The organism is Arcobacter denitrificans (SeqCode) (assembly GCF_048571185.1).
Classification (GTDB): Bacteria; Campylobacterota; Campylobacteria; order Campylobacterales; family Arcobacteraceae; genus Arcobacter; species Arcobacter denitrificans.
The window spans coordinates 42911-61991 of the sequence record NZ_CP182350.1 but is presented as its reverse complement, the minus strand read 5'-3'; the positions used below and the strand labels follow the sequence as shown (position 1 = coordinate 61991).

At 28.7% G+C, this 19081-nt stretch carries 21 protein-coding genes; 17 read left to right on the top strand and 4 right to left on the bottom strand.

Going from position 1 to position 19081, the window contains the following annotated elements:
- Nucleotides 1–66 precede the first annotated feature (66 nt).
- From ACNI28_RS00320 to ACNI28_RS00300, 5 genes are read left to right on the top strand one after another with little or no spacing between them, the layout of a single operon-like run.
- Nucleotides 67–870 carry a thioredoxin family protein gene (locus tag ACNI28_RS00320; RefSeq protein ID WP_419764832.1) on the top strand — a complete coding sequence of 268 codons (804 nt, stop codon included), beginning with the start codon at nucleotides 67–69 and terminating at the stop codon, nucleotides 868–870.
- A complete protein-coding gene (locus ACNI28_RS00315) occupies nucleotides 867–1316 on the top strand; it encodes an MOSC domain-containing protein (protein ID WP_419764831.1) in 450 nt (149 codons plus the stop codon). The genes ACNI28_RS00320 and ACNI28_RS00315 overlap by 4 nt, the downstream gene beginning before the upstream one ends.
- A 1-nt stretch (nucleotide 1317) precedes the next feature.
- Nucleotides 1318–1755, top strand: coding sequence for a DsrE family protein (locus ACNI28_RS00310; protein ID WP_419764830.1), 438 nt, complete (start codon nucleotides 1318–1320; stop codon nucleotides 1753–1755).
- Nucleotides 1756–1773: 18 nt separating this feature from the next.
- Entirely contained in the window at nucleotides 1774–2559 is a 786-nt protein-coding gene (locus ACNI28_RS00305; protein ID WP_419764829.1) for an alpha/beta hydrolase, read from the top strand.
- A 5-nt stretch (nucleotides 2560–2564) separates the two neighbouring features.
- Nucleotides 2565–3743, top strand: coding sequence for an HD-GYP domain-containing protein (locus tag ACNI28_RS00300; protein ID WP_419764828.1), 1179 nt, complete (start codon nucleotides 2565–2567; stop codon nucleotides 3741–3743).
- A gap of 22 nt (nucleotides 3744–3765) precedes the next feature.
- Here the strand turns inward: ACNI28_RS00300 and ACNI28_RS00295 are convergent, their stop codons facing one another.
- Nucleotides 3766–3951 (bottom strand): cytochrome c family protein, encoded by a 186-nt coding sequence (locus ACNI28_RS00295; protein ID WP_298750876.1) that lies wholly within the window; start codon nucleotides 3949–3951, stop codon nucleotides 3766–3768.
- Nucleotides 3952–4105: 154 nt separating this feature from the next.
- Here ACNI28_RS00295 and ACNI28_RS00290 point away from each other — a divergent pair, with 154 nt between their 5' ends.
- Nucleotides 4106–4858 carry a tRNA 2-thiocytidine biosynthesis TtcA family protein gene (locus ACNI28_RS00290; RefSeq protein ID WP_419764827.1) on the top strand — a complete coding sequence of 251 codons (753 nt, stop codon included), beginning with the start codon at nucleotides 4106–4108 and terminating at the stop codon, nucleotides 4856–4858.
- On the opposite strand, the gene trxC is transcribed toward ACNI28_RS00290, so the two are convergent.
- Together trxC and ACNI28_RS00280 are read right to left on the bottom strand one after the other, a co-directional pair.
- Nucleotides 4855–5286: a thioredoxin TrxC gene (trxC, locus tag ACNI28_RS00285; RefSeq protein WP_419764826.1), complete on the bottom strand. Its 432-nt coding sequence runs from the start codon at nucleotides 5284–5286 to the stop codon at nucleotides 4855–4857. The genes ACNI28_RS00290 and trxC overlap by 4 nt on opposite strands.
- Nucleotides 5287–5290: 4 nt before the next feature.
- Nucleotides 5291–5533: a hypothetical protein gene (locus tag ACNI28_RS00280; RefSeq protein ID WP_419764825.1), complete on the bottom strand. Its 243-nt coding sequence runs from the start codon at nucleotides 5531–5533 to the stop codon at nucleotides 5291–5293.
- Between the two features lie 104 nt (nucleotides 5534–5637).
- Here ACNI28_RS00280 and ACNI28_RS00275 point away from each other — a divergent pair, with 104 nt between their 5' ends.
- The 3 genes from ACNI28_RS00275 to ACNI28_RS00265 are packed head-to-tail and all read left to right on the top strand — an operon-like array spanning nucleotide 5638 to nucleotide 8216.
- Complete coding sequence (locus ACNI28_RS00275) at nucleotides 5638–6735, top strand: diguanylate cyclase domain-containing protein (RefSeq protein ID WP_419764824.1); 1098 nt, start codon at nucleotides 5638–5640, stop codon at nucleotides 6733–6735.
- Between the two features lie 9 nt (nucleotides 6736–6744).
- The gene (locus ACNI28_RS00270; RefSeq protein ID WP_419764823.1) at nucleotides 6745–7302 is read left to right on the top strand and encodes a CDP-alcohol phosphatidyltransferase family protein; all 558 of its coding nucleotides are present in this window, start codon (nucleotides 6745–6747) and stop codon (nucleotides 7300–7302) included.
- Nucleotides 7302–8216 carry a Ppx/GppA phosphatase family protein gene (locus ACNI28_RS00265; RefSeq protein WP_419764822.1) on the top strand — a complete coding sequence of 305 codons (915 nt, stop codon included), beginning with the start codon at nucleotides 7302–7304 and terminating at the stop codon, nucleotides 8214–8216. The genes ACNI28_RS00270 and ACNI28_RS00265 overlap by 1 nt, the downstream gene beginning before the upstream one ends.
- Here the strand turns inward: ACNI28_RS00265 and ACNI28_RS00260 are convergent.
- Nucleotides 8205–9014 carry a flagellin family protein gene (locus ACNI28_RS00260; RefSeq protein WP_419764821.1) on the bottom strand — a complete coding sequence of 270 codons (810 nt, stop codon included), beginning with the start codon at nucleotides 9012–9014 and terminating at the stop codon, nucleotides 8205–8207. The genes ACNI28_RS00265 and ACNI28_RS00260 overlap by 12 nt on opposite strands.
- Nucleotides 9015–9160: 146 nt before the next feature.
- On the opposite strand from ACNI28_RS00260, the gene ACNI28_RS00255 reads away from it, so the two are divergent.
- The 8 genes from ACNI28_RS00255 (at nucleotide 9161) to ACNI28_RS00220 (ending at nucleotide 18871) form a co-directional block, all read left to right on the top strand.
- A complete protein-coding gene (locus ACNI28_RS00255; RefSeq protein ID WP_419764820.1) occupies nucleotides 9161–10855 on the top strand; it encodes an acetolactate synthase large subunit in 1695 nt (564 codons plus the stop codon).
- Nucleotides 10848–11345: an acetolactate synthase small subunit gene (ilvN, locus tag ACNI28_RS00250; RefSeq protein WP_298750856.1), complete on the top strand. Its 498-nt coding sequence runs from the start codon at nucleotides 10848–10850 to the stop codon at nucleotides 11343–11345. Before ACNI28_RS00255 ends, ilvN begins: the two co-directional genes overlap by 8 nt.
- Nucleotides 11346–11380: 35 nt before the next feature.
- Nucleotides 11381–12325, top strand: coding sequence for a UDP-3-O-(3-hydroxymyristoyl)glucosamine N-acyltransferase (lpxD, locus tag ACNI28_RS00245; protein ID WP_419764819.1), 945 nt, complete (start codon nucleotides 11381–11383; stop codon nucleotides 12323–12325).
- Nucleotides 12326–12335: 10 nt separating this feature from the next.
- On the top strand, nucleotides 12336–14474 hold the full coding sequence (locus ACNI28_RS00240; RefSeq protein ID WP_419766483.1) for an FtsK/SpoIIIE family DNA translocase: 2139 nt from the start codon (nucleotides 12336–12338) through the stop codon (nucleotides 14472–14474).
- Nucleotides 14475–14569: 95 nt separating this feature from the next.
- Entirely contained in the window at nucleotides 14570–15112 is a 543-nt protein-coding gene (gene hpf, locus ACNI28_RS00235) for a ribosome hibernation-promoting factor, HPF/YfiA family (RefSeq protein ID WP_419764818.1), read from the top strand.
- 92 nt (nucleotides 15113–15204) lie between these two features.
- A complete protein-coding gene (der, locus tag ACNI28_RS00230) occupies nucleotides 15205–16647 on the top strand; it encodes a ribosome biogenesis GTPase Der (protein ID WP_419764817.1) in 1443 nt (480 codons plus the stop codon).
- A gap of 15 nt (nucleotides 16648–16662) precedes the next feature.
- Nucleotides 16663–18246 (top strand): SulP family inorganic anion transporter, encoded by a 1584-nt coding sequence (locus tag ACNI28_RS00225; protein ID WP_419764816.1) that lies wholly within the window; start codon nucleotides 16663–16665, stop codon nucleotides 18244–18246.
- Nucleotides 18239–18871, top strand: coding sequence for a uroporphyrinogen-III synthase (locus ACNI28_RS00220; RefSeq protein WP_419764814.1), 633 nt, complete (start codon nucleotides 18239–18241; stop codon nucleotides 18869–18871). The genes ACNI28_RS00225 and ACNI28_RS00220 overlap by 8 nt, the downstream gene beginning before the upstream one ends.
- Nucleotides 18872–19081: the final 210 nt, after the last annotated feature.

The window sequence follows — 19081 nt, the reverse complement described above, 5'->3', positions numbered from 1 at the left end:
CTGCACTTTTCTCAATTTAAAATGTAGTTATTGAACTCTATTTTAAATTAAGAATAAGGAAGATTGATGCTATTTAGGTTTATGATACTTTTTGTATTTATATTTACTTTAAATTTGTTTGCAGGCTATAAAGAGGGTAAAAAAATATTTGATGATAAGTGTTCTTCTTGTCATGGTACTTATATTTCTATTTCAAGTTTAAAAACAAACTTTTTTGAAAAAGATAATAAGTTATATAATTTGGATACTCCTACTGAAAATATGTTGGCTTACGCAATAATAGATAGCTCTAAAAAGATAGGTGACCCTGAAGATCCAGAGATGAGAGTTATAGAAATAGAAGAATTTTTAAAGAGCTATTTAGCAAATCCAGATTTAAATAATAGTGTTTGTGATCCTATGATAACAAAGTATTATAAGAAAAAAGAGCCTATGCAAATAACAGAAGAAGAAGCTAACCATTTAGCACAATATTTCATGGAATATAAAAAACAAAGAGAACTGGAACATCCAAAGACCTTAAAGGTCTTAGAAGATGGCTATGATGAAAATAATATATTAAAAGAAGCAAAAAAACAAGATAAAACAATTATTGTGTATGCTACTTCAAAAACATGTTATTTTTGTAAAAAAATGAAAAAAGAAGTTTTAGACTTAGAAGATATTCAATCTATGATTGATAAAAACTTTATCTTTTTAGAAGTTGATGTAGATAATATTGAATTACCTTTTAATTTAAAAAAGAACTTTTACGGGATGACACCAACATTTTTCTTTGTATCAAATGAAAACAGACTTTTAAACACATATCCTGGTGCTTGGATAAAAGATGACTTTATTCAAATTTTAAAGGAAAATATTAATAAATGAGATTTATAGGAAAAGTTTTAGATACATTTAGTGCTAAAAAAGACTCACAAAGTTCTATGCCAAGACCAAGGACAGATTTTTTAAATCTAATTGAAGGCTATGGCATCCAAAATGATAAGTTTGCACAAAAAGATTTGGATAAAACAGTTATGATTTTAGGATTTAATAGTTATGAAAAGTCGAAGAAAAGCGGTATATTTTTAGAGTTTGGTAGCTTAGGTGAAAATATTATATTTGATTTTAATCCACATGATTTAGATATAGGAACAATACTTGTAATTGCAGATAGTGAAATACAAATAACTGAAAAATGTACAATATGCAATCATTTATCTATCTTTGATAAACAATTACCCACAATCGTAAAGGATTGCAGAGGGTTATATTGTAAAATATTAAAAAATGGTACAATTAAAAAAGATTTTGAGGTTTATATAAAGGAATAATATGAAGAGTTTTATTTTAGTTATTTTATTAACAGTTCTAGGGTTTTCTAGTTCAGAGTTTAGTGAGCCAAAGCCTACTTTTGATAACCCAAGAAAAGTGGTGTTTCAATTATATGATTCAGATGTATCTAAGGTAAATCATAATTTAAGCTCAATTTATAATATTTTAAAAGAGTATCCTGCTGAAACTTTAAAAGTTATGGTAGTAACTTATGGAAATGGAATGAGAGCCTTAAAAAAAGATTATGACAAAGCTACTTTAAAAAGAATAGTTTCTTTGATGGAGTATGATGTAGAGTTTATAGGTTGTAGAAACACTATGGAAACAATGAAGTGGAAAGAAGATGATTTTATTGATGAAATTTCATATGTTCAAGCTGGAATTGTAGAGTTAATCGAGCGAAAATTTGAAGGATATGTAGGCGTTATAGCCTATTAAATTTAAAGGAGATTACACATGAAAAGAATATTTTTAATAATTACAACATTAGTTTTACTGTCATTGAATGTACAAGCAGAAAGAATTAATCACGAAAAGTGTTTAGAAAAAGGTGAAAACTATTTATTTGCAGGTGGAGAGTGTATTCAATACTTTGCAAGTAAAGGTGATAGGGAAGGGTATTTAAATATTTTAGTTCATGGTACTTGGCCAGATGGAACAAACACTTTAGGTAGATACTCTCCTTTTGCTGAAATACTATCTTTTAATACGGATATTACAACTGTTGCAGTAGCACTTCCGGGGTATTCTAATTCTTCAACTAATATTTTTACAGCTTTAGCACATGAAGGTGTTAAAAATTTAGCTGCAAAAGAAGAATATATACATTTTTTATCAGACTTAGTAAAAGAGTTAAAGTATAGATTTGAAGCAGAAACAGTAACCTATATAGGACACAGTGCTGGTGCTATGATGGGAGGAACGCTAACAGGCTTTGAACCAAATTTAATTAATAATGCCGTTTTAGTTGGTGGTAGATATAATATACATGAAGAAGATAAAGCAACTGGCTTAATGTCAATTGTTGATGTACTTGACGAGGTAAGTAAAGATACAAAATTTTTATTAATATATGGAGAAAAAGATAAAATATCTCCTGCAAAAGTTACTAAAGACTTTTATGAGTTAGCATCTAAAAAAGGTCTAGATGTAAAAATAGTAGAAGTTAAAAATGGTGTTCATTTAGATTTAGATATGACTGATACTTCAGTAGAAACAATAATTAACCTTTTAGAAGAGTAGAGTTTATGGATAAGAAAAAAGAGCTTAGTTTTAATTTAAATAACTTTTTATTGGCTTTATCTTTACCTATTGATTATCTTAGAAAAGATAAATGTTCTAGTTCAATAAATTATTCAAAAAGAGTTGCTTACTTAAGCCTAAATATTGGTAAACAACTCAATTTGACTCCTCAGGAGATGAGTGATTTATGCTCTTATAGTTTGTTGCATTCTATAGGTTTATTAAATTGTTCTAATTTATCAAAAGAGTATTGCGAATCATCAAATAATATTTCAAAGAGTTTCCCTTTTTTATTAGAAAATAAAGATATCTTAAAATACCAAAGTGAATATTTTGATGGGAGTGGACTATATGGTTTAAAAGGTGATAAGACTCCACTATTTTCTCAAATTTTATCTTTTGCTATTGCTCTTGAAAATAGATTTAACTTGTCAATAATTGATACAAAAGGAAGAGCTAATGTTACAAATTTTGTAAAAAGTAGTGAAAATGAACTTTTTTCTAAAATAATAACTGATATTTTCCTAGAAATATCACAAAAGTGTAGTTTCTGGCTTGATTTACAAAATGAAAATGAGATATTGTATTTTATTTTTAGTAATTTACATGATTTTACTATCACTTTAAAATTTGAAGAGGTTTTAAAAATTTGTTCAAATTTATATTTTATTAATAATAGTGACTCCCTTTTATTGTCGTATGTTGAACAAATGTCTGATTTTTATAAGTTTGAGCATAAAGATAAATTTACATTTTTAATAGCTGCATCCCTTTGTAAAATAGGAAAGCTATGTGTCCCTTCATCAATTATTGACAAAAAGTCTACTTTAGATGAATTTGAGTATGATGAAATTAAATCATACCCTTATTATACAAATAAAGTATTAAGTAATATTATGGGCTTTAGTGATATTAATTCTTGGGCAATCAAAATACAAGAAAGAGTTGATCAAAATGGCTATCCATATAGTTTAGCAGCTAAAGATTTAAGCTTAAAAGATAGATTATTAGCCATCTTAGTTATTTATGATGCATTAAGACTAAATAAGACTTATAGAAGTGCTTATACACATGAAGAGAGTATTGATATACTAAAAGATTTAGCAAAGCAGGGTAAAATAGATATTTCAATAGTGGAAGATATAAATGTAGTAATTTCCCCTAATAAACAAAAGTATAATTAGGGAAGGTTTTAAGTGAACTTTTTTAGTTCTTTTTCATCATAGTTATTTGTTCAAAAAGCATATTTGAAAAACCTTCTGGTAAATCAGGGTTTTCTTTCTCAACATGTTTAATTAAATCTTTTATCTCTTCATCTTTCATATTCTCTGCCATTGGCATTATAGTTTCTCTAATTTTGTCTTTAAACTGTTGAATTTCTTCGTTTGTCATTATTATCTCTTTACTTTTTATTGAAATTATATTTATATAATCTAAAAGAGAACTAAAATAGTTGAGTATAAGTGATTATAATTTCAATCTTCATGAATTTCATTTTTTAAATCATTTATGATATAATCGCGAAAAAAGTTTAGGATAATAAAAATTGGTTGAATTAAGTAAAAAAATTTCTAGTGTAGTTGGAAGAACAAATGCAGAGTATGGTTTAATAAAAGAGGGTGACAGAGTACTTGTTGGCTTTTCAGGTGGAAAAGATTCTACAACGCTTATCCATGCATTAAATCACCTAAAGAGAGTTACTCCTTTTAACTTTGAGTTTAAAGCGGTAACTGTTACTTATGGAATGGGTGAACAAGTTGTGTTTCTAGCAAAACATTGTGAAAAATATGGAATAGAACATGAGATTATTGATACAGAAATATTTGAATTATCAAAAGAGAAAATAAGAAAAAACTCATCATTTTGTTCATTTTTTTCTAGAATGAGAAGAGGGTATTTATACTCAACAGCACAAGAACAAGGCTACAATAAACTAGCACTTGGACATCATTTAGATGATGCAATGGAATCATTTTTTATGAACTTTTTATACAATGGGGCACTTCGTTCTATGCCTCCACGATATAAAGCTGAGAATGGATTAGAAGTTATTCGACCACTTATATTTTGTAGAGAGAGACAATTAAGAGCATTTGCCCAAACAAACGAGATAAGTGTAATAGGCGATGAAGCTTGTCCTGCAATGAGATTTGATATTAAAATGCCTCATGCAAGAGCCTCAACTAAAGAGTTATTAGAAAAAATGGAAGAGGAAAACCCACAAATGTTTGTTTCAATGAAAGCAGCATTTAAAAACATCCAAACTTCAACATTTTTTGATAAAGAGTTATTAGATTAAATATATTTATCGATTAGCATACCCAGTTTTATAGGGTCTAATGCTCCAGATACTCTTTCTAGCTCAACTCCTGCTTTATATACAACTAAAGTAGGGATTGATTTTATTTGATATTTACTTCCCAAGTTTTGTTCTACTTCTGTATTTACTTTTGCAAATTTTACTTTTAAGGGATATTTAGAACTAGCTTCATTAAATATAGGTGCAAACATTTTACAAGGTCCACACCAAGGTGCCCAAAAATCCACAAGTATAGGAATATCAGAATTTACAATTTGAATATCAAAATTTGAATCATTTAAATCAATAGGTTTAGTATTTAGTAGTGATTCCTTACAACTTCCACAATTAGCTACTTTGTAAGAATCTTTTTTAGGAATAGAATTTACACTATTACAAGACGAGCAGACAACTTTTATTTTATCCATAAAATTAGGCTTTTATATTTAAAAGTGATACAAAAACTTCATCTTGTACTTTAATACTAGTTCCATTTGCCTCATAAGCAATAGGGATTGGTATTTGTTCTGTAATTGATTTTATAAGGTCTGGTGTTACTTCTTGTGGTTGTTCATCACTATTTACATAGTTTTTAGGATTTGCAATATCTTTAGCTGAATTATTTAAATTAACTTCTTGCAATCTCATTGCACTTAGATTACTATTTATTTCCATTTCAAGTCCTTTCGAACGTTATTTATAATTTTACTAGATTTTATAATAAAAAGCAAATAGTTTTTTTCACTAGATTTAATCATAATTTTAATATAATAATTGCAATGAAAAAACGTATTTTTGATTCAGTTAGTTTTAAATTAGTATTATTGTTAGTCACTATAATTATGATGCTTATAACAGCTAGTTTTATATTTAATTCTCAAATTGAGAATTTAAAAAAGCACATAGATAGAATATATTTTGGAAATTTTGTTCCGGTTACAAACCTGCAAAGCATATCCTCAAACTACAAAGATATGATAATTTGTCTACAAAATAAAGAAAAACTCTGTTCAATTAAAAAAAGTCAAAAAAGTATAGAAAAAGATTGGAATGATTATTTTAAATCATATAAAACTAATGAAGAGAGAAAAGTAGTTAATTCAATAAATGAAGATATACAAGTCTCATTTATGGATAAAAACGCTATGAAGTACACTATTATGATACAAAAAATAAACTTTTTAATAGAGTATGAAGTTAGTAATGCAAAAAAACAAAGAATTGATTTTTTAAATAGATATGAACAGATGAAGAAATTGCTTTTTTATAATATAGTTGCCTTAGTAATCTTTTCTTTTGCGATAATTATTTACTTGACATATAGTATTATTAAAAAAGATAATCATTTAACTGTATTAAATAAAAAATATAAAATAGAATCTATAACTGATGCCATGACAATGTTATATAATAGAGGATATTTTGATACAATATTTGATAGTATTCCATCTGTATCCAATGCTAATAAATGGGAAACTGCTTTTGTAATGTTTGATATTGATTTTTTCAAGCAGTATAACGATACCTACGGACATGACATGGGTGATAAGACTCTAAAAGCAGTGGCAAGTGAGTTGAAAAAATACTTCAACAAAGAGTATGAATATGTATTTAGATTAGGTGGAGAAGAGTTTGGGGCAATACTGTTTGATGTTGACCAAGAGATTTTAGAAAATTGTTTAAAAGCAATTATTAAATTAATTGAATACTTGAAGATTGAACATAAAACAAGTAAGGCAAATGAGTTTGTAACAATATCAATTGGAGCAATTATTTATGAGCCAGGTTCAAACACCTCTCCTAATAGATTATATAAACTAGCGGATGAAAATTTATATAAATCAAAACAAAATGGTAGAAACCAATATACAATTTAAAGGAAAAAATTGAGTTTTTTATTTGATAAACACAATCATTTTAATCTAGCAAATCTAGCTACATTTATGAATATAAGTGCTGGTATATTAGCTATATATTTTATAACACATGGTCAGTTTTTTGGTGCTGCTTTATTTGCTTGGATTGCAGGAGCATTTGATATTATTGATGGAAAGATTGCAAGAAAATATAGTCTATCTACAGAGTTTGGAATTCAGTTGGACTCTTATGCTGATTTTTTATCTTTTGTAGTTGTTCCTAGTATGTTTATATATTTTGCAATAATTGATGGTAAAGAGTTAGAATTAAATACAATTGTAGTAGTTTTCACTTTTATATATTACATAATCTCAGGACTTAGAAGATTAATAAAATTTAACATTAGTGCTAAAGAGGGTGAAGTAGAAAAATATTTTACAGGTATACCAACACCTCTTGGTGCAATTTTACTTTTTGTTGTTTATCTTGTGTGGTTGACAGGAATTTTACCTGAAACTTTTGTTTTGATTTTTATGATTATTATAGGTTTTTTACTTAACTCAAAAATCCAGATTCCCCACCCTTAATGAAGAATATAGTATCAATAGATTTAGGTTCTAACTCTTTTAGAACCTTACTTTATGATGGTTTAAATCATAAAATTATAGATGAGTATCAAGAAGTTGTAGGTATGGCTGATGGACTTATTGATACAAGCAAAATCTCCCTTGAAGCCCAAAGTAGAGTAATTGCTGCAGTAAAAAGATCTATTGCAAAGCTAAAGTACAATCCAGAAGATACAATTTGTGTAACGACAGCTGCTATGAGAATAGCCAAAAATTCATCTGAAGTTTTAAAAAGATTTAAAGATGAGTGTAAACTTGATTTTAAAATAATTGATGGTGAAGAAGAGGCTAGACTAACTCTTTTGGCTATTAAATATGCCCTAAAAAGAGAAAAAAAAGAGTCTGAACATTTTATTTTAATAGATATTGGTGGTGGTTCCACTGAGTTAATAATAAATAGTGGAGATGAGCATTTTGCTAAAAGTTTTGATATAGGTATTGTAACCCTTGCTCAAAAACATAAAAATAGGGAAACTATAATTACTGAACTTGAAAAAAGAAAAAAAGAAATATCTAAGTTCATAAGTACTTTAAATATAGATTTAAAAAACTTTAACTTTGTTGCAACAGCAGGAACTCCCACAACTATTGCAGCTGTAAAACTTGGACTTACCTTTGCAACTTACAACAGAGATTTGATAAATGGAACGCAGTTATCATTAGAGGAAATTGAATCTTTTTTAAATAAGTTTAGGTCTTTATCTCAAGAAGAGATTTTTCATTTGATGGGGCCTGGAAGAACTGATTTTATAGAATCGGGTGTATTTATTTATAGACTCTTTTTTCAAATTTTAAATAAAGACAAATCAATAGTTTTTGATGATGGACTACGAGAGGGTGTAGCTATTGATTATGCTTTAAAATCAAACAAGTAATTTACTTGTTTGTTCTTGGATAATATGTGCTTGTGAAGCAGCTAAGTTTCCTAATTGAGTTGTAATATTTGTTTTTGAAAAATCACTAAAGTCTGAACCAAAGTTTAAGTCTTTTAATCTAGTATTATCTTTCAATAAATTTATTTGTTCGTTTAATGTTCCTCTTGCAACTTGTTTCATTTCACTGTTCATTTGTGAAAAATCTTCTGAAAAAGTTCGATTCTTTTTTAATGCATCTTCTACATTTCCTAAAGCACTATTTACATCTTCACTTGAAGATAAACTATTAGATTGTAAGCTATTGACTAAGTCTTGTGATATTGCTTTTGTATTTACACCATTGATTTGATAGTTTTTTGATTGTGTTACTACATTAATAATTTCATCACCATATTGATCATCTAAAAGTAGTTTTTTGTTATATCTAGCATTATCAGCTTCTTTGTTATATTCATTTAATTGATCTGAAATCTCTTGAGCTGTTTCAAATCTTTTGTTTTCATAATCACCACTATTTTCTAGTTTTATTAAAGAGCTTCCAATGTGATTTAAGTTTTCTTGTTGTTTTCCAAGGGCATTTACAGATATTTGTGTAGCTGCTATACCTTCATTTAGGTTTCTTAATGAGTGAGATAGCTCATCTCTTTTTTTATTATAAATTTCATGTATGGAAACTTTTAGTGCATCCTGGTTATCAATTGTCTCAACAGAACCATCAAATCTTGCTTTATCTACATATTGTTTTGGCACATTATTTACACTAACATTACTTACATTATTAAGATTATTTACTTCCACATTAAACTCCTAAAATTATGCTTGATTATAATAGAATAATAATAAATAAGATATTAAATGCGCAAGTTATTCTTATACCCAATTAAAGATGAATTAACCAAACTTTTTGTAAAATAATTAGCTATTTTATAACGGAGAAAAGTATAATGAAAATGACAGGCGCAAAGATGGTAACAGAATCATTAAATAATGAAGGGGTTGATGTAGTATTTGGATACCCTGGTGGCGCTATTATGAATGTCTACGATGAAATTTATAAACAAACACATTTTGAACATATATTGACTAGACATGAACAAGCAGCTATTCATGCTGCTGAAGGGTATGCAAAAGCCACAGGCAAGGTAGGGGTTGCTATAGTTACATCTGGACCTGGATTCACAAACGCAGTTACAGGATTGGCTGATGCTTATATGGATTCTATTCCTTTAGTTGTAATCACAGGGCAAGTTCCAACTACAATTATTGGAACTGATGGATTTCAAGAAATTGATGCTGTTGGTATTTCAAGACCTTGTACAAAACATAATTATTTAGTTAACAAAATTGAAGATTTACCAAGAATCATTAAAGAGGCATTTCATATAGCAAGTACAGGAAGACCAGGTCCCGTGCATGTTGATATTCCAAAAGATATAACAGCAGAAGTTGCAGATTATATGTATCCAGCAGAGGTGAATATTCCAACATACAAACCAACGGTAAATTACAATAAGAAACAGTTAAAAAGAGCTATGCAAGCAATTTCAAAGGCTAAAAAACCATTACTTTATGTTGGTGGTGGAGCAATTTTATCAAATTGTGCATATCAAATAAGAGAATTAGCTGAGAAATTAAATATTCCAGTTGTTGAAACACTTATGGCAAGAGGTATAATGGGACATGAAAATCCATTATTACTTGGAATGTTGGGTATGCATGGTGAATATGCAGCAAATATGGCAGCGCATGAAGCTGACTTATTGATTTCTTTAGGTGCTAGATTTGATGATAGGGTAACAGGAAGACTTGATGAGTTTGCTAAAAAAGCAAAAGTTATTCATGTGGATATTGACCCAGCTTCAATTGCAAAACTTGTACATACAAATTTTCCAATTGTTGGTGATTTAAAAGTAACTGTTCAAGGAATGATTGATTCAATTGGTGAGTTTGAATTTAACGATTATTCTAATTGGGTAACACTGTTAAGAGACTATAGAACACAGCATCCTTTAACATTCAACGATTCAGATACAAAGATTAAACCACAGTGGCCAATTGTAAGAGTTGGAGAATTAGTTGGAGAGAATGCAATTATCTCTACTGATGTTGGACAACATCAAATGTGGACAGCACAGTTTTTCCCTTTTTCTTATCCAAGACAATGGAATACTTCTGGTGGACTAGGTACTATGGGATTTGGATTACCCGGTGCTATGGGTGTTGCAAAAGCTATGCCAGATAAGGTTTCAGTAAATTTCACAGGTGATGGTTCTATTTTAATGAATATCCAAGAGCTTATGACTTGTGTTGAGCAAAAACTTCCAGTTATTAATATTATTTTAAATAATAACTATCTTGGAATGGTTAGACAGTGGCAAACAATGTTTTATGAAAATAGACTATCTGAAACTGATTTAAGTGCGCAACCTGACTTTGTAAAACTAGTTGAAGCCTTTGGTGGAATAGGGTACAGAGTTACTACGAAAAAAGAGTTTGATGAGGCTTTAAAAGATGCAATGGAGAAAAAAGTAGTTGCAATGATAGAAGTTATTGTTGATAGAAATGAAGAAGTTTTACCAATGGTTCCAAATGGACATGCACTAAATGAAATGATGCTATTAGGAGATAACAATGAATAATTTTAATCACTACTATGATACTGACAATGCTAGAAAAGTTATCTCTGTTATTGTTTTAAATGAAAATAATGTTTTATCTAGAATAGTAGGATTGTTTTCAGCACGTGGATACAATATAGACTCTTTAACAGTTGCTCCAATAAGTGATTCTGAATATTCAAGAATGACTATTGTTACAACAGGAGATAGAAGAGTTATAGATCAAATTGTTAAACAATTAAATAAATTAATTCCTGTTTTAAGAGTAAATGAGCATTTTGATGTTGTTGAAAAAGAGACAGTACTTATAAAAATCCCTGTGGATCAAAACCTAAGTGATGTTGATGTATTGGCACGAGCATATAATGGTTCTATACAAAATGTTACTCAAGACTGTATAGTTGTTTCTGCAACTGATGCACCAAGTAGAATTGCAAATTTTGTAAAGGTTATCAAAAACTACAACCCTATTGAGATAGTTAAAAGTGGTGTAGTTGCAATGGAACGATAAGAATTTCTCTTGTCGTTTGAATTAAAGGATAATTATTGAAATTAAAAGATATTGCACATGAATTAGATATAAAATGTGATAGTGACATTGAAATAACTGGATTAAGTACTTTACTTGATGCTACATCAAATGAATTGACATTTTTAGAAAATAAAAAATATGTCAATGATTTGGAAAATACTACAGCAGCAGCTGTTTTAGTAAAAGAAGATTTTCTATCAAAAGTACCAGAAAATACCATAGCCTTAGTTTGTAATGAACCATATATAAAACTAGCCCTTGCCTCAAAACTATTTGCACCAAAAGTTGTAGAGTCAAATGGTGAAGATTGTTTACTTGGTGCAAATACTACTATTATGCCAAATGTTTATTTGGGCAAGAATTCTATTATAGGTACAAACTGTACAATAATGAGTGGCGCTTATGTCGGTGATAATGTAAAAATAGGGGATAACACTACTATTTATCCAAATGTTACTATTTATAGAGATTGTAATATAGGTAATGATTGTATAATCCACTCTGGAACAGTAATAGGAAGCGATGGTTTTGGTTTTGCACAAGATAAGGGTAAATATATAAAAATTTATCAAAATGGAAATGTAGAAATTGGAAATGATGTAGAAATTGGAGCAAATTGTACGATAGATAGAGCTGCCTTTAAATCTACAATTATAGGTGATGGTGTCAGACTTGATAACCTAGTTCATATCGCACATAATTGTAAACTTGGTAATGGATGTATATTAACAGGACAAGTTGGATTATCAGGTTCTACAACACTTAATGAGTATGTAATAATGGGTGGGCAAAGTGGAACTGCAGGACATCTTGAAATTGCTCCTTTTACAACTATAGCAGCTCGAGGTGGAGTAACCAAAAGTATAACAGAACCTAAAAAACAATGGGCTGGTTTCCCTCTAATGGAACACAAGACATGGTTAAAACTACAAATTAGAATTTCAAAATTATTAAAATAAAGGGTCTCAAATAGTTAAAAAAATATTATCCTTAATATCTCTATTTATAATAGTATATTTTGAGTATGCAACAATTGTATCAGATAAGGCAACAGTTGGCCAAATAGGCTCTGTTTTTGCAATGTATTCACATACTTATTTTGGATATTTATCATATGTTTATCTGTTTTTATTAATATATCCATTATATAAAATTAATTTTAAACAAGATGAAAACAAAGAGTATTTAAAATATTTTGGTGTATTTATATTTCTTTTATCAGCTTTAATACTACAATCATTAGTTTTTACAAAAAAAGATATTTATTCAGGAGTGATTGGAAATAGTGTAGTTGATTCACTATTCCCTTTTGTTGGATTTGCTGGATTATGGTTATTGGTTTTAATAGGATTTTTAATTGTATTTTTAATTTTTATTGATGGAAAAGAGATAAAAAAACTAGATGTGCAAAAGATAGCTTCAAATATCAAAAAAGATGTAGTTTTATTTCAACCAAAACCTACAGAATCAAAAAGAGAAAAAAGAAGAGAAGAGAGACTGACAGTAAAAGAAGTAGGTGATACTGCTGAAATATTAATCATGGAATCCCCTTCTAAAGAAGAAAAGAAGAGCAAAAAAGACAATAGTGTTGAAGAAAAACAGATTATTGAGAATAGTGAAGAGAAACACTCTATTATCGTAGATGAACTAGAAGAAAATAAGAAACTACAAGATGAAATTGAAGTAGGGGAGTCTGAAAAACCAAAAGACTTTAAACTTCCAAGTAGTAAATTCTTTCAAACTCCAGCAAAAGTTTCTACTTCAAAAATAAATGAAGATATTATTGATAAAAAAATTGCTGATTTATTAGAAAAATTATTAATGTTTAAAATAGAAGGTGATGTAGTTAGAACATATACAGGACCAGTTGTTACTACTTTTGAATTTAAACCTGCACCTCATGTAAAAGTATCAAAAGTATTAAATTTACAAGATGATTTAGCAATGGCACTTAAAGCTGAAACAATTAGAATTCAAGCTCCAATCCCAGGTAAGGATGTTATAGGAATAGAAGTTCCAAATGAAAATATGCATGTAATTTATATAAAAGAGTTATTAGATAGTGAAATATTTAATAAAGCAGCATCTCCTCTTACTATGATATTAGGTAAAGATATTGTTGGAAAACCTTTTATTACAGACCTTAAGAAACTTCCTCATTTACTAATAGCTGGAACAACAGGTTCTGGAAAATCAGTTGGTTTAAATGCAATGATTCTTTCACTTTTATATAGAAATTCACCTGATAATTTAAAACTTATCATGATAGACCCAAAGATGTTAGAATTTTCAATTTATAATGATATTCCACATCTTTTAACTCCAGTTATTACAAAGCCAAAAGAGGCTATTTTAGCCCTATCAAATATGGTTTTAGAGATGGAAAGACGTTATACTCTTATGTCTCAAACGAAAACAAAAAATATAGAAAACTATAATGAAAAATCTAAAAAAGAATCATTTGATGCTTTACCTTATATTGTAGTTATTATTGATGAGTTAGCTGATCTTATGATGACAAGTGGAAAAGATGTTGAGCTTTCTATTGCAAGGCTTGCCCAAATGGCAAGAGCAAGTGGAATTCACTTAATTGTCGCAACGCAAAGACCATCTGTGGATGTTGTTACTGGATTGATTAAAGCAAACTTACCAAGTAGAATTTCATACAAAGTAGGGCAAAAAGTTGATTCTAAAATCATACTTGATGCAATGGGTGCTGAATCATTACTTGGACGAGGAGATATGTTGTTTACACCTCCTGGAAGTTCTGGACTTGTAAGACTCCATGCTCCATGGTCAAAAGAGGATGAAATAGAAAAGGTAGTAGACTTCTTAAAATCACAACGTGAAGTTGAATATGATATGAATTTTGTAAAAGATAAAGATGGTAGTGGTAGTGCAATTTCTAGTGGAGATATGTCATCTTTAGATGAACTATATGAGGATGCTAAAGAGGTTGTATTAAATGATAAAAAAACTTCTATATCATATATACAAAGAAAGCTTAGAATAGGTTACAATAGAGCTGCTACAATAGTCGAACAATTAGAGATGACAGGTGTTTTATCTGAGGTAAATGCAAAAGGTAATAGGGATATCTTACTTTAGGGCTATAATTAATAAATAATACGTAAAATTTATTATTATTTTAATAATGATTGTGTTATTATATTAATTATATTAAGAGTAAGAAGGAGTATGTTATGAATACAAGTATTGTAGGAAGACACATAGAATTAACAGATGCGATAAAAGACTATGTAAATAGTTCAGTGGAAATTTTTAAAAAGTATAACTTAGATATTATTTCAGTTAATTCTATTATTGATAAAGAAGAGAGAAACAGTAAACCTGTATTCGTTTTTGAATTTACATTAAATGTAGCACATTTAGACACAATTGTTGTAAAACAAAAAGATAAAGATTTATATGCAGCAGTTGATATTGCTGTTGATAGAGTTTCAAAAGTTTTAAGAAGACATCATGATAAAGTAAGTGCTCACAAAGCTACAAAACTTACAGAAATCGTTTCAACAGAAATTGAAGATGCAATCGCAGCTGAATTAGATAAATTTGAAAGTGAAATTATTCCAGTTAGATTAGCTTCATATAAACCAGTAGATATTGAAGAGGCATTAACTGAACTTAAGGGTTCTAATGCTGTATTTAAAGTTTTCTTTGATAAAGATGATAACATGAGAGTATTATACAGAACAAGTGAAGAAGGAAAATTTGGTTTATACTAAAATTTTTTAGAGAATTATTAAAAAAGGGTGTTAGTCTTGAGGCTAACGCCCTTTTTTTTGTTATAATACAAAATTGAAAAATTAGGAAATAGATGCAAGTAGTTAATAGTAGAGATGAATTAAAGAAAATAGCTTTAGTTGGACAACCAAATGTTGGGAAGAGTTCACTTTTTAATAGAATAGCAAAACAAAGAATAGCCATAGTATCAGAACAAGCTGGTACAACAAGAGACATAAGAAAACATGAAGTAGAGATATTTGATAAAAAAGCATTGATGTTAGATACAGGTGGAATTGACGAAACAAACGATGCAATATTTTCAACAGTAAAAAGAAAAGCTGTAGAGACTGCAAAAGAGGCTGATATAATACTTTTTATGGTAGATGGTAAAAAGCTTCCAGATGATAAAGATAAAGAACTATTTTATGAGCTTCAAGCCTTAGGAAAAAAACTAGCATTAGTAGTAAATAAAATTGATAATGATAAAGAGAAAGAGAGACTTTGGGATTTCTTTGAGTTTGGTATTAATGATGAAAACCTTTTTGGTATATCAGTATCTCATAATAGAGGCACAAAAGATCTATTTGACTGGATTTATAATATCTTACCAGAGTTACCAGAGAGTGAAATCATAAAAAATAGAGAAATTTTAGGTGATGATAAAGAATATACAGAAGGTGAATATCCTTTAGAAGATGAAGAGGTTGAAGAAGAAATTGATGATAATAATATCAAAGTAGCAATTATAGGTAGAGTTAATGTTGGTAAATCATCAATTCTAAATGCCTTAATAGGAGAAGAAAGATCTGTTGTTTCTCCAATAGCAGGAACAACAATTGATCCTGTTGATGAGTCATTTGAGTATAAAGATAAAAATATTACTTTTGTTGATACAGCAGGTTTGAGAAGAAGAGGAAGTATTGAAGGGATTGAAAAATTTGCTTTAATGAGAACAAAAGAGATGCTTCAAAAAGCAAATCTTGCTTTAGTAGTTTTAGATGCTTCTTCTGAACTTGTTGATTTAGATGAAAAAATTGCTGGATTAGTAGATGAATATGGATTAGGTACTATTATTGTTTTAAACAAATGGGATGAAAATATGGATACATTCCAAAAAATACAAGAGACAATTAGAAGTAAATTTAAGTTTTTATATTATGCTCCAATAATTGCAGTATCTGCAAAGACTGGTAGAAGTATAGATAAACTAAAAGATAAGTTAATTGAAATTCATGAAAACTATAGTCAAAGAGTTTCTACCTCTGAATTGAATAGAATAATTGAGCATGCTCTAATAAGACATGCACTTCCTAGTCCAAATGGTGCGTATTTAAGAATATACTATACAACACAATTTGAAACAAAACCTCCAAGAATAGCTCTCATTATGAATAAACCAAATTTATTACACTTCTCATATAAAAGATATTTAATAAATATCTTGAGAGAAAACTTGAATTTTGAAGGAACACCTATTCATATTTTAACTCGTAAAAAAGGGCAAAGAGAAGAGGAAGAAGATACAGCTCAATAAGCAAAAGGAGTTTTTTTGTTTAAAAATATTAAAAATGATGTTTTAGGTGGTATTACTGCTGCTGTTGTTGCTTTACCCTTAGCTTTAGCATTTGGAGTTGCAAGTGGTGCCGGGGCACAAGCTGGTATTTATGGGGCAATAATACTTGGTTTTTTTGCTTCATTATTTGGTGGTACTGCAACCCAAATATCTGGACCTACTGGTCCCATGACTGTTATTATAGCTGCTGCAATTGTATCTTTTCAAAATGATTTAGCATCTGTAATGACAATAATATTTTTAGCTGGATTAATTCAAATATCTTTTGGTTTTTCAGGTATAGGAAAATGGATTAAATTTATTCCTTATCCTGTTATTTCTGGATTTATGTCTGGAATTGGAGTTATTATTATTATCCTACAAATTAACCCTTTTTTAGGAGTTGATGGTTTTGGTTCAGTTATCCAAACACTAATAGAAATCCCAAACACTTTGCACTTAGCTAATGATGATTCTTTAGTAATTGCATATATTACCTTAATCATAATGTTTTTAACACCTAAAGTAATAACAAAAGTTATACCTTCTGCTTTAATTGCACTTATTGTTATGACAATTTTTACAATCTATTATGGCTTTGATGTTAAAGTTATAGGAGAAATTCCAACTTCTTTACCAGAGTTTGTACTTCCTTTTAATTTTGATATTCTTAAATTAAGTGATATTTTGATGTATGCAGTTACATTAGCACTTCTAGGAACTATTGATACACTTTTAACTTCATTAGTAGCTGATTCCATGACAAAAACTAAACATAGACCAAATAAAGAGTTAATAGGACAAGGGATTGGAAATACACTTTGTTCATTTGTTGGTGGAATACCTGGTGCAGGTGCTACTATGAGAACTGTCATAAATATAAAAAGTGGTGGTAAAACAAAAATCTCTGGAATGACACACTCTATTATGCTTTTAATAACAGTAGTATTTTTTGCAAAATATGCTGCACAAGTACCTTTGGCTGTTTTATCAGGTATCTTGATAAAAGTTGGCGTTGATATTATTGATTATCGTTTTTTTAGAATTATGAATGTTTTACATAAAAATGATTTACTAATAATGATTACAGTATTACTTTTAACTGTATTTGTAGATCTGATAATGGCTGTTGGTGCAGGTATTACTTTTGCTGCAATATCTGCTGTTTACAAAATATCTAAACAGACCAGAATTCAAACAATAAAATCTTTTAAAGATAGTCCTTTTGATATAGATATTGATAATTCTGATATAAGAATACTAAAAATAGATGGAGCCTTTTTCTTTGGAAGTGCTATGTTGTTAGAGCGAAGAATAAAAAAAGTTTTAAGAGCAAAACATATTATCATTGATTGCAAAAACATACCTTTTTTAGATATATCTGCAATTATTACTATTGAAGAGACTATTAATTTATTGAATGAGTATGGAATAAAAGTTTCACTTGTAGTAAAAGAGAGAGATAGAAGAAGACTTGTTAAAATTGAAGATAGTGAACTATTTAAAAATATTAAAATCTATAAAGATATAGATTTAGCAATAAATGAGATACAAAAAGAGAAGTTGCAAATAAATGAATAATATTATTTTATTATCAAATGTAAAGTATGAAGGTGTTACCAACCTACCTGTATTTGATATCGAGTATTTGGATATAAAAATTGATTTAGAAAAGTATGATTCATTAATTTTCACTTCAAAAAATGCTATTTATGCCCTTGACAAATTAAATATGCCTTGGAAGAGCTTAGATTCATATGCTATTGCAGAAAAAACTTCAGATATTTTAAAAAAATATAATTCAAAAGTAGTCTTTACAGGTACCCATTCACATGGTGATGAGTTTGCTTATGAGTTAATTCCTTTATTGAAAAATAAAAAAGTTTTATATGTAAAGGGTGAAAAAAGTGTTTCAAAACTATTTACTATCTTAAAAGATAATGAAATAATCATTGATGAACTTGTTGTCTATAAAACTATATGTAGTAAAAAAGAGTTTAAAGCTCCTAGTTTAAACTCAATAATAATATTCACTTCTCCTTCATGTGTAAAATGTTTTTTTGATAAAATAGCTTGGAATAATACATATAAAGCTATTGTAATAGGAAAAACAACTGCAAAATATATGCCCAAAAATATAGAATATAAAATCTCTCCTGTTCAATCAATAGAGTCTTGTATTGAACTAGCAAAAATATTTCAATAAAATTAATCTTTACTTCAATCATAATTAGGTAAAATAATACTATCTAAGTAGTTCGGGATTTCCATTGTTGAGGGTCCGATACTGTTTTTTTGTGCGTAATGTAAATATGTGGTGTGCAGCGTTTGCTTTTAGCATTTTCGCTCCTAAAACATAATTCTTATGTGCTAGTGTTGGCTTTTAGGGCCAGTTTGATGGTTAACGGCTACTTGG

Bases quoted from the DNA above. Each gene is read 5' to 3' on its own strand.
- ACNI28_RS00275 (WP_419764824.1), top strand. From the start codon at position 5,638: ATGAAAAAACGTATTTTTGATTCAGTTAGTTTTAAATTAGTATTATTG.
- ilvN (WP_298750856.1), top strand. From the start codon at position 10,848: ATGAATAATTTTAATCACTACTATGATACTGACAATGCTAGAAAAGTT.
- ACNI28_RS00310 (WP_419764830.1), top strand. From the start codon at position 1,318: ATGAAGAGTTTTATTTTAGTTATTTTATTAACAGTTCTAGGGTTTTCT.
- trxC (WP_419764826.1), bottom strand. From the start codon at position 5,286: ATGGATAAAATAAAAGTTGTCTGCTCGTCTTGTAATAGTGTAAATTCT.
- ACNI28_RS00220 (WP_419764814.1), top strand. From the start codon at position 18,239: ATGAATAATATTATTTTATTATCAAATGTAAAGTATGAAGGTGTTACC.
- hpf (WP_419764818.1), top strand. From the start codon at position 14,570: ATGAATACAAGTATTGTAGGAAGACACATAGAATTAACAGATGCGATA.
- ACNI28_RS00265 (WP_419764822.1), top strand. From the start codon at position 7,302: ATGAAGAATATAGTATCAATAGATTTAGGTTCTAACTCTTTTAGAACC.
- ACNI28_RS00280 (WP_419764825.1), bottom strand. From the start codon at position 5,533: ATGGAAATAAATAGTAATCTAAGTGCAATGAGATTGCAAGAAGTTAAT.
- ACNI28_RS00255 (WP_419764820.1), top strand. From the start codon at position 9,161: ATGAAAATGACAGGCGCAAAGATGGTAACAGAATCATTAAATAATGAA.
- der (WP_419764817.1), top strand. From the start codon at position 15,205: ATGCAAGTAGTTAATAGTAGAGATGAATTAAAGAAAATAGCTTTAGTT.
- ACNI28_RS00300 (WP_419764828.1), top strand. From the start codon at position 2,565: ATGGATAAGAAAAAAGAGCTTAGTTTTAATTTAAATAACTTTTTATTG.
- ACNI28_RS00320 (WP_419764832.1), top strand. From the start codon at position 67: ATGCTATTTAGGTTTATGATACTTTTTGTATTTATATTTACTTTAAAT.
- ACNI28_RS00305 (WP_419764829.1), top strand. From the start codon at position 1,774: ATGAAAAGAATATTTTTAATAATTACAACATTAGTTTTACTGTCATTG.
- ACNI28_RS00295 (WP_298750876.1), bottom strand. From the start codon at position 3,951: ATGACAAACGAAGAAATTCAACAGTTTAAAGACAAAATTAGAGAAACT.
- ACNI28_RS00315 (WP_419764831.1), top strand. From the start codon at position 867: ATGAGATTTATAGGAAAAGTTTTAGATACATTTAGTGCTAAAAAAGAC.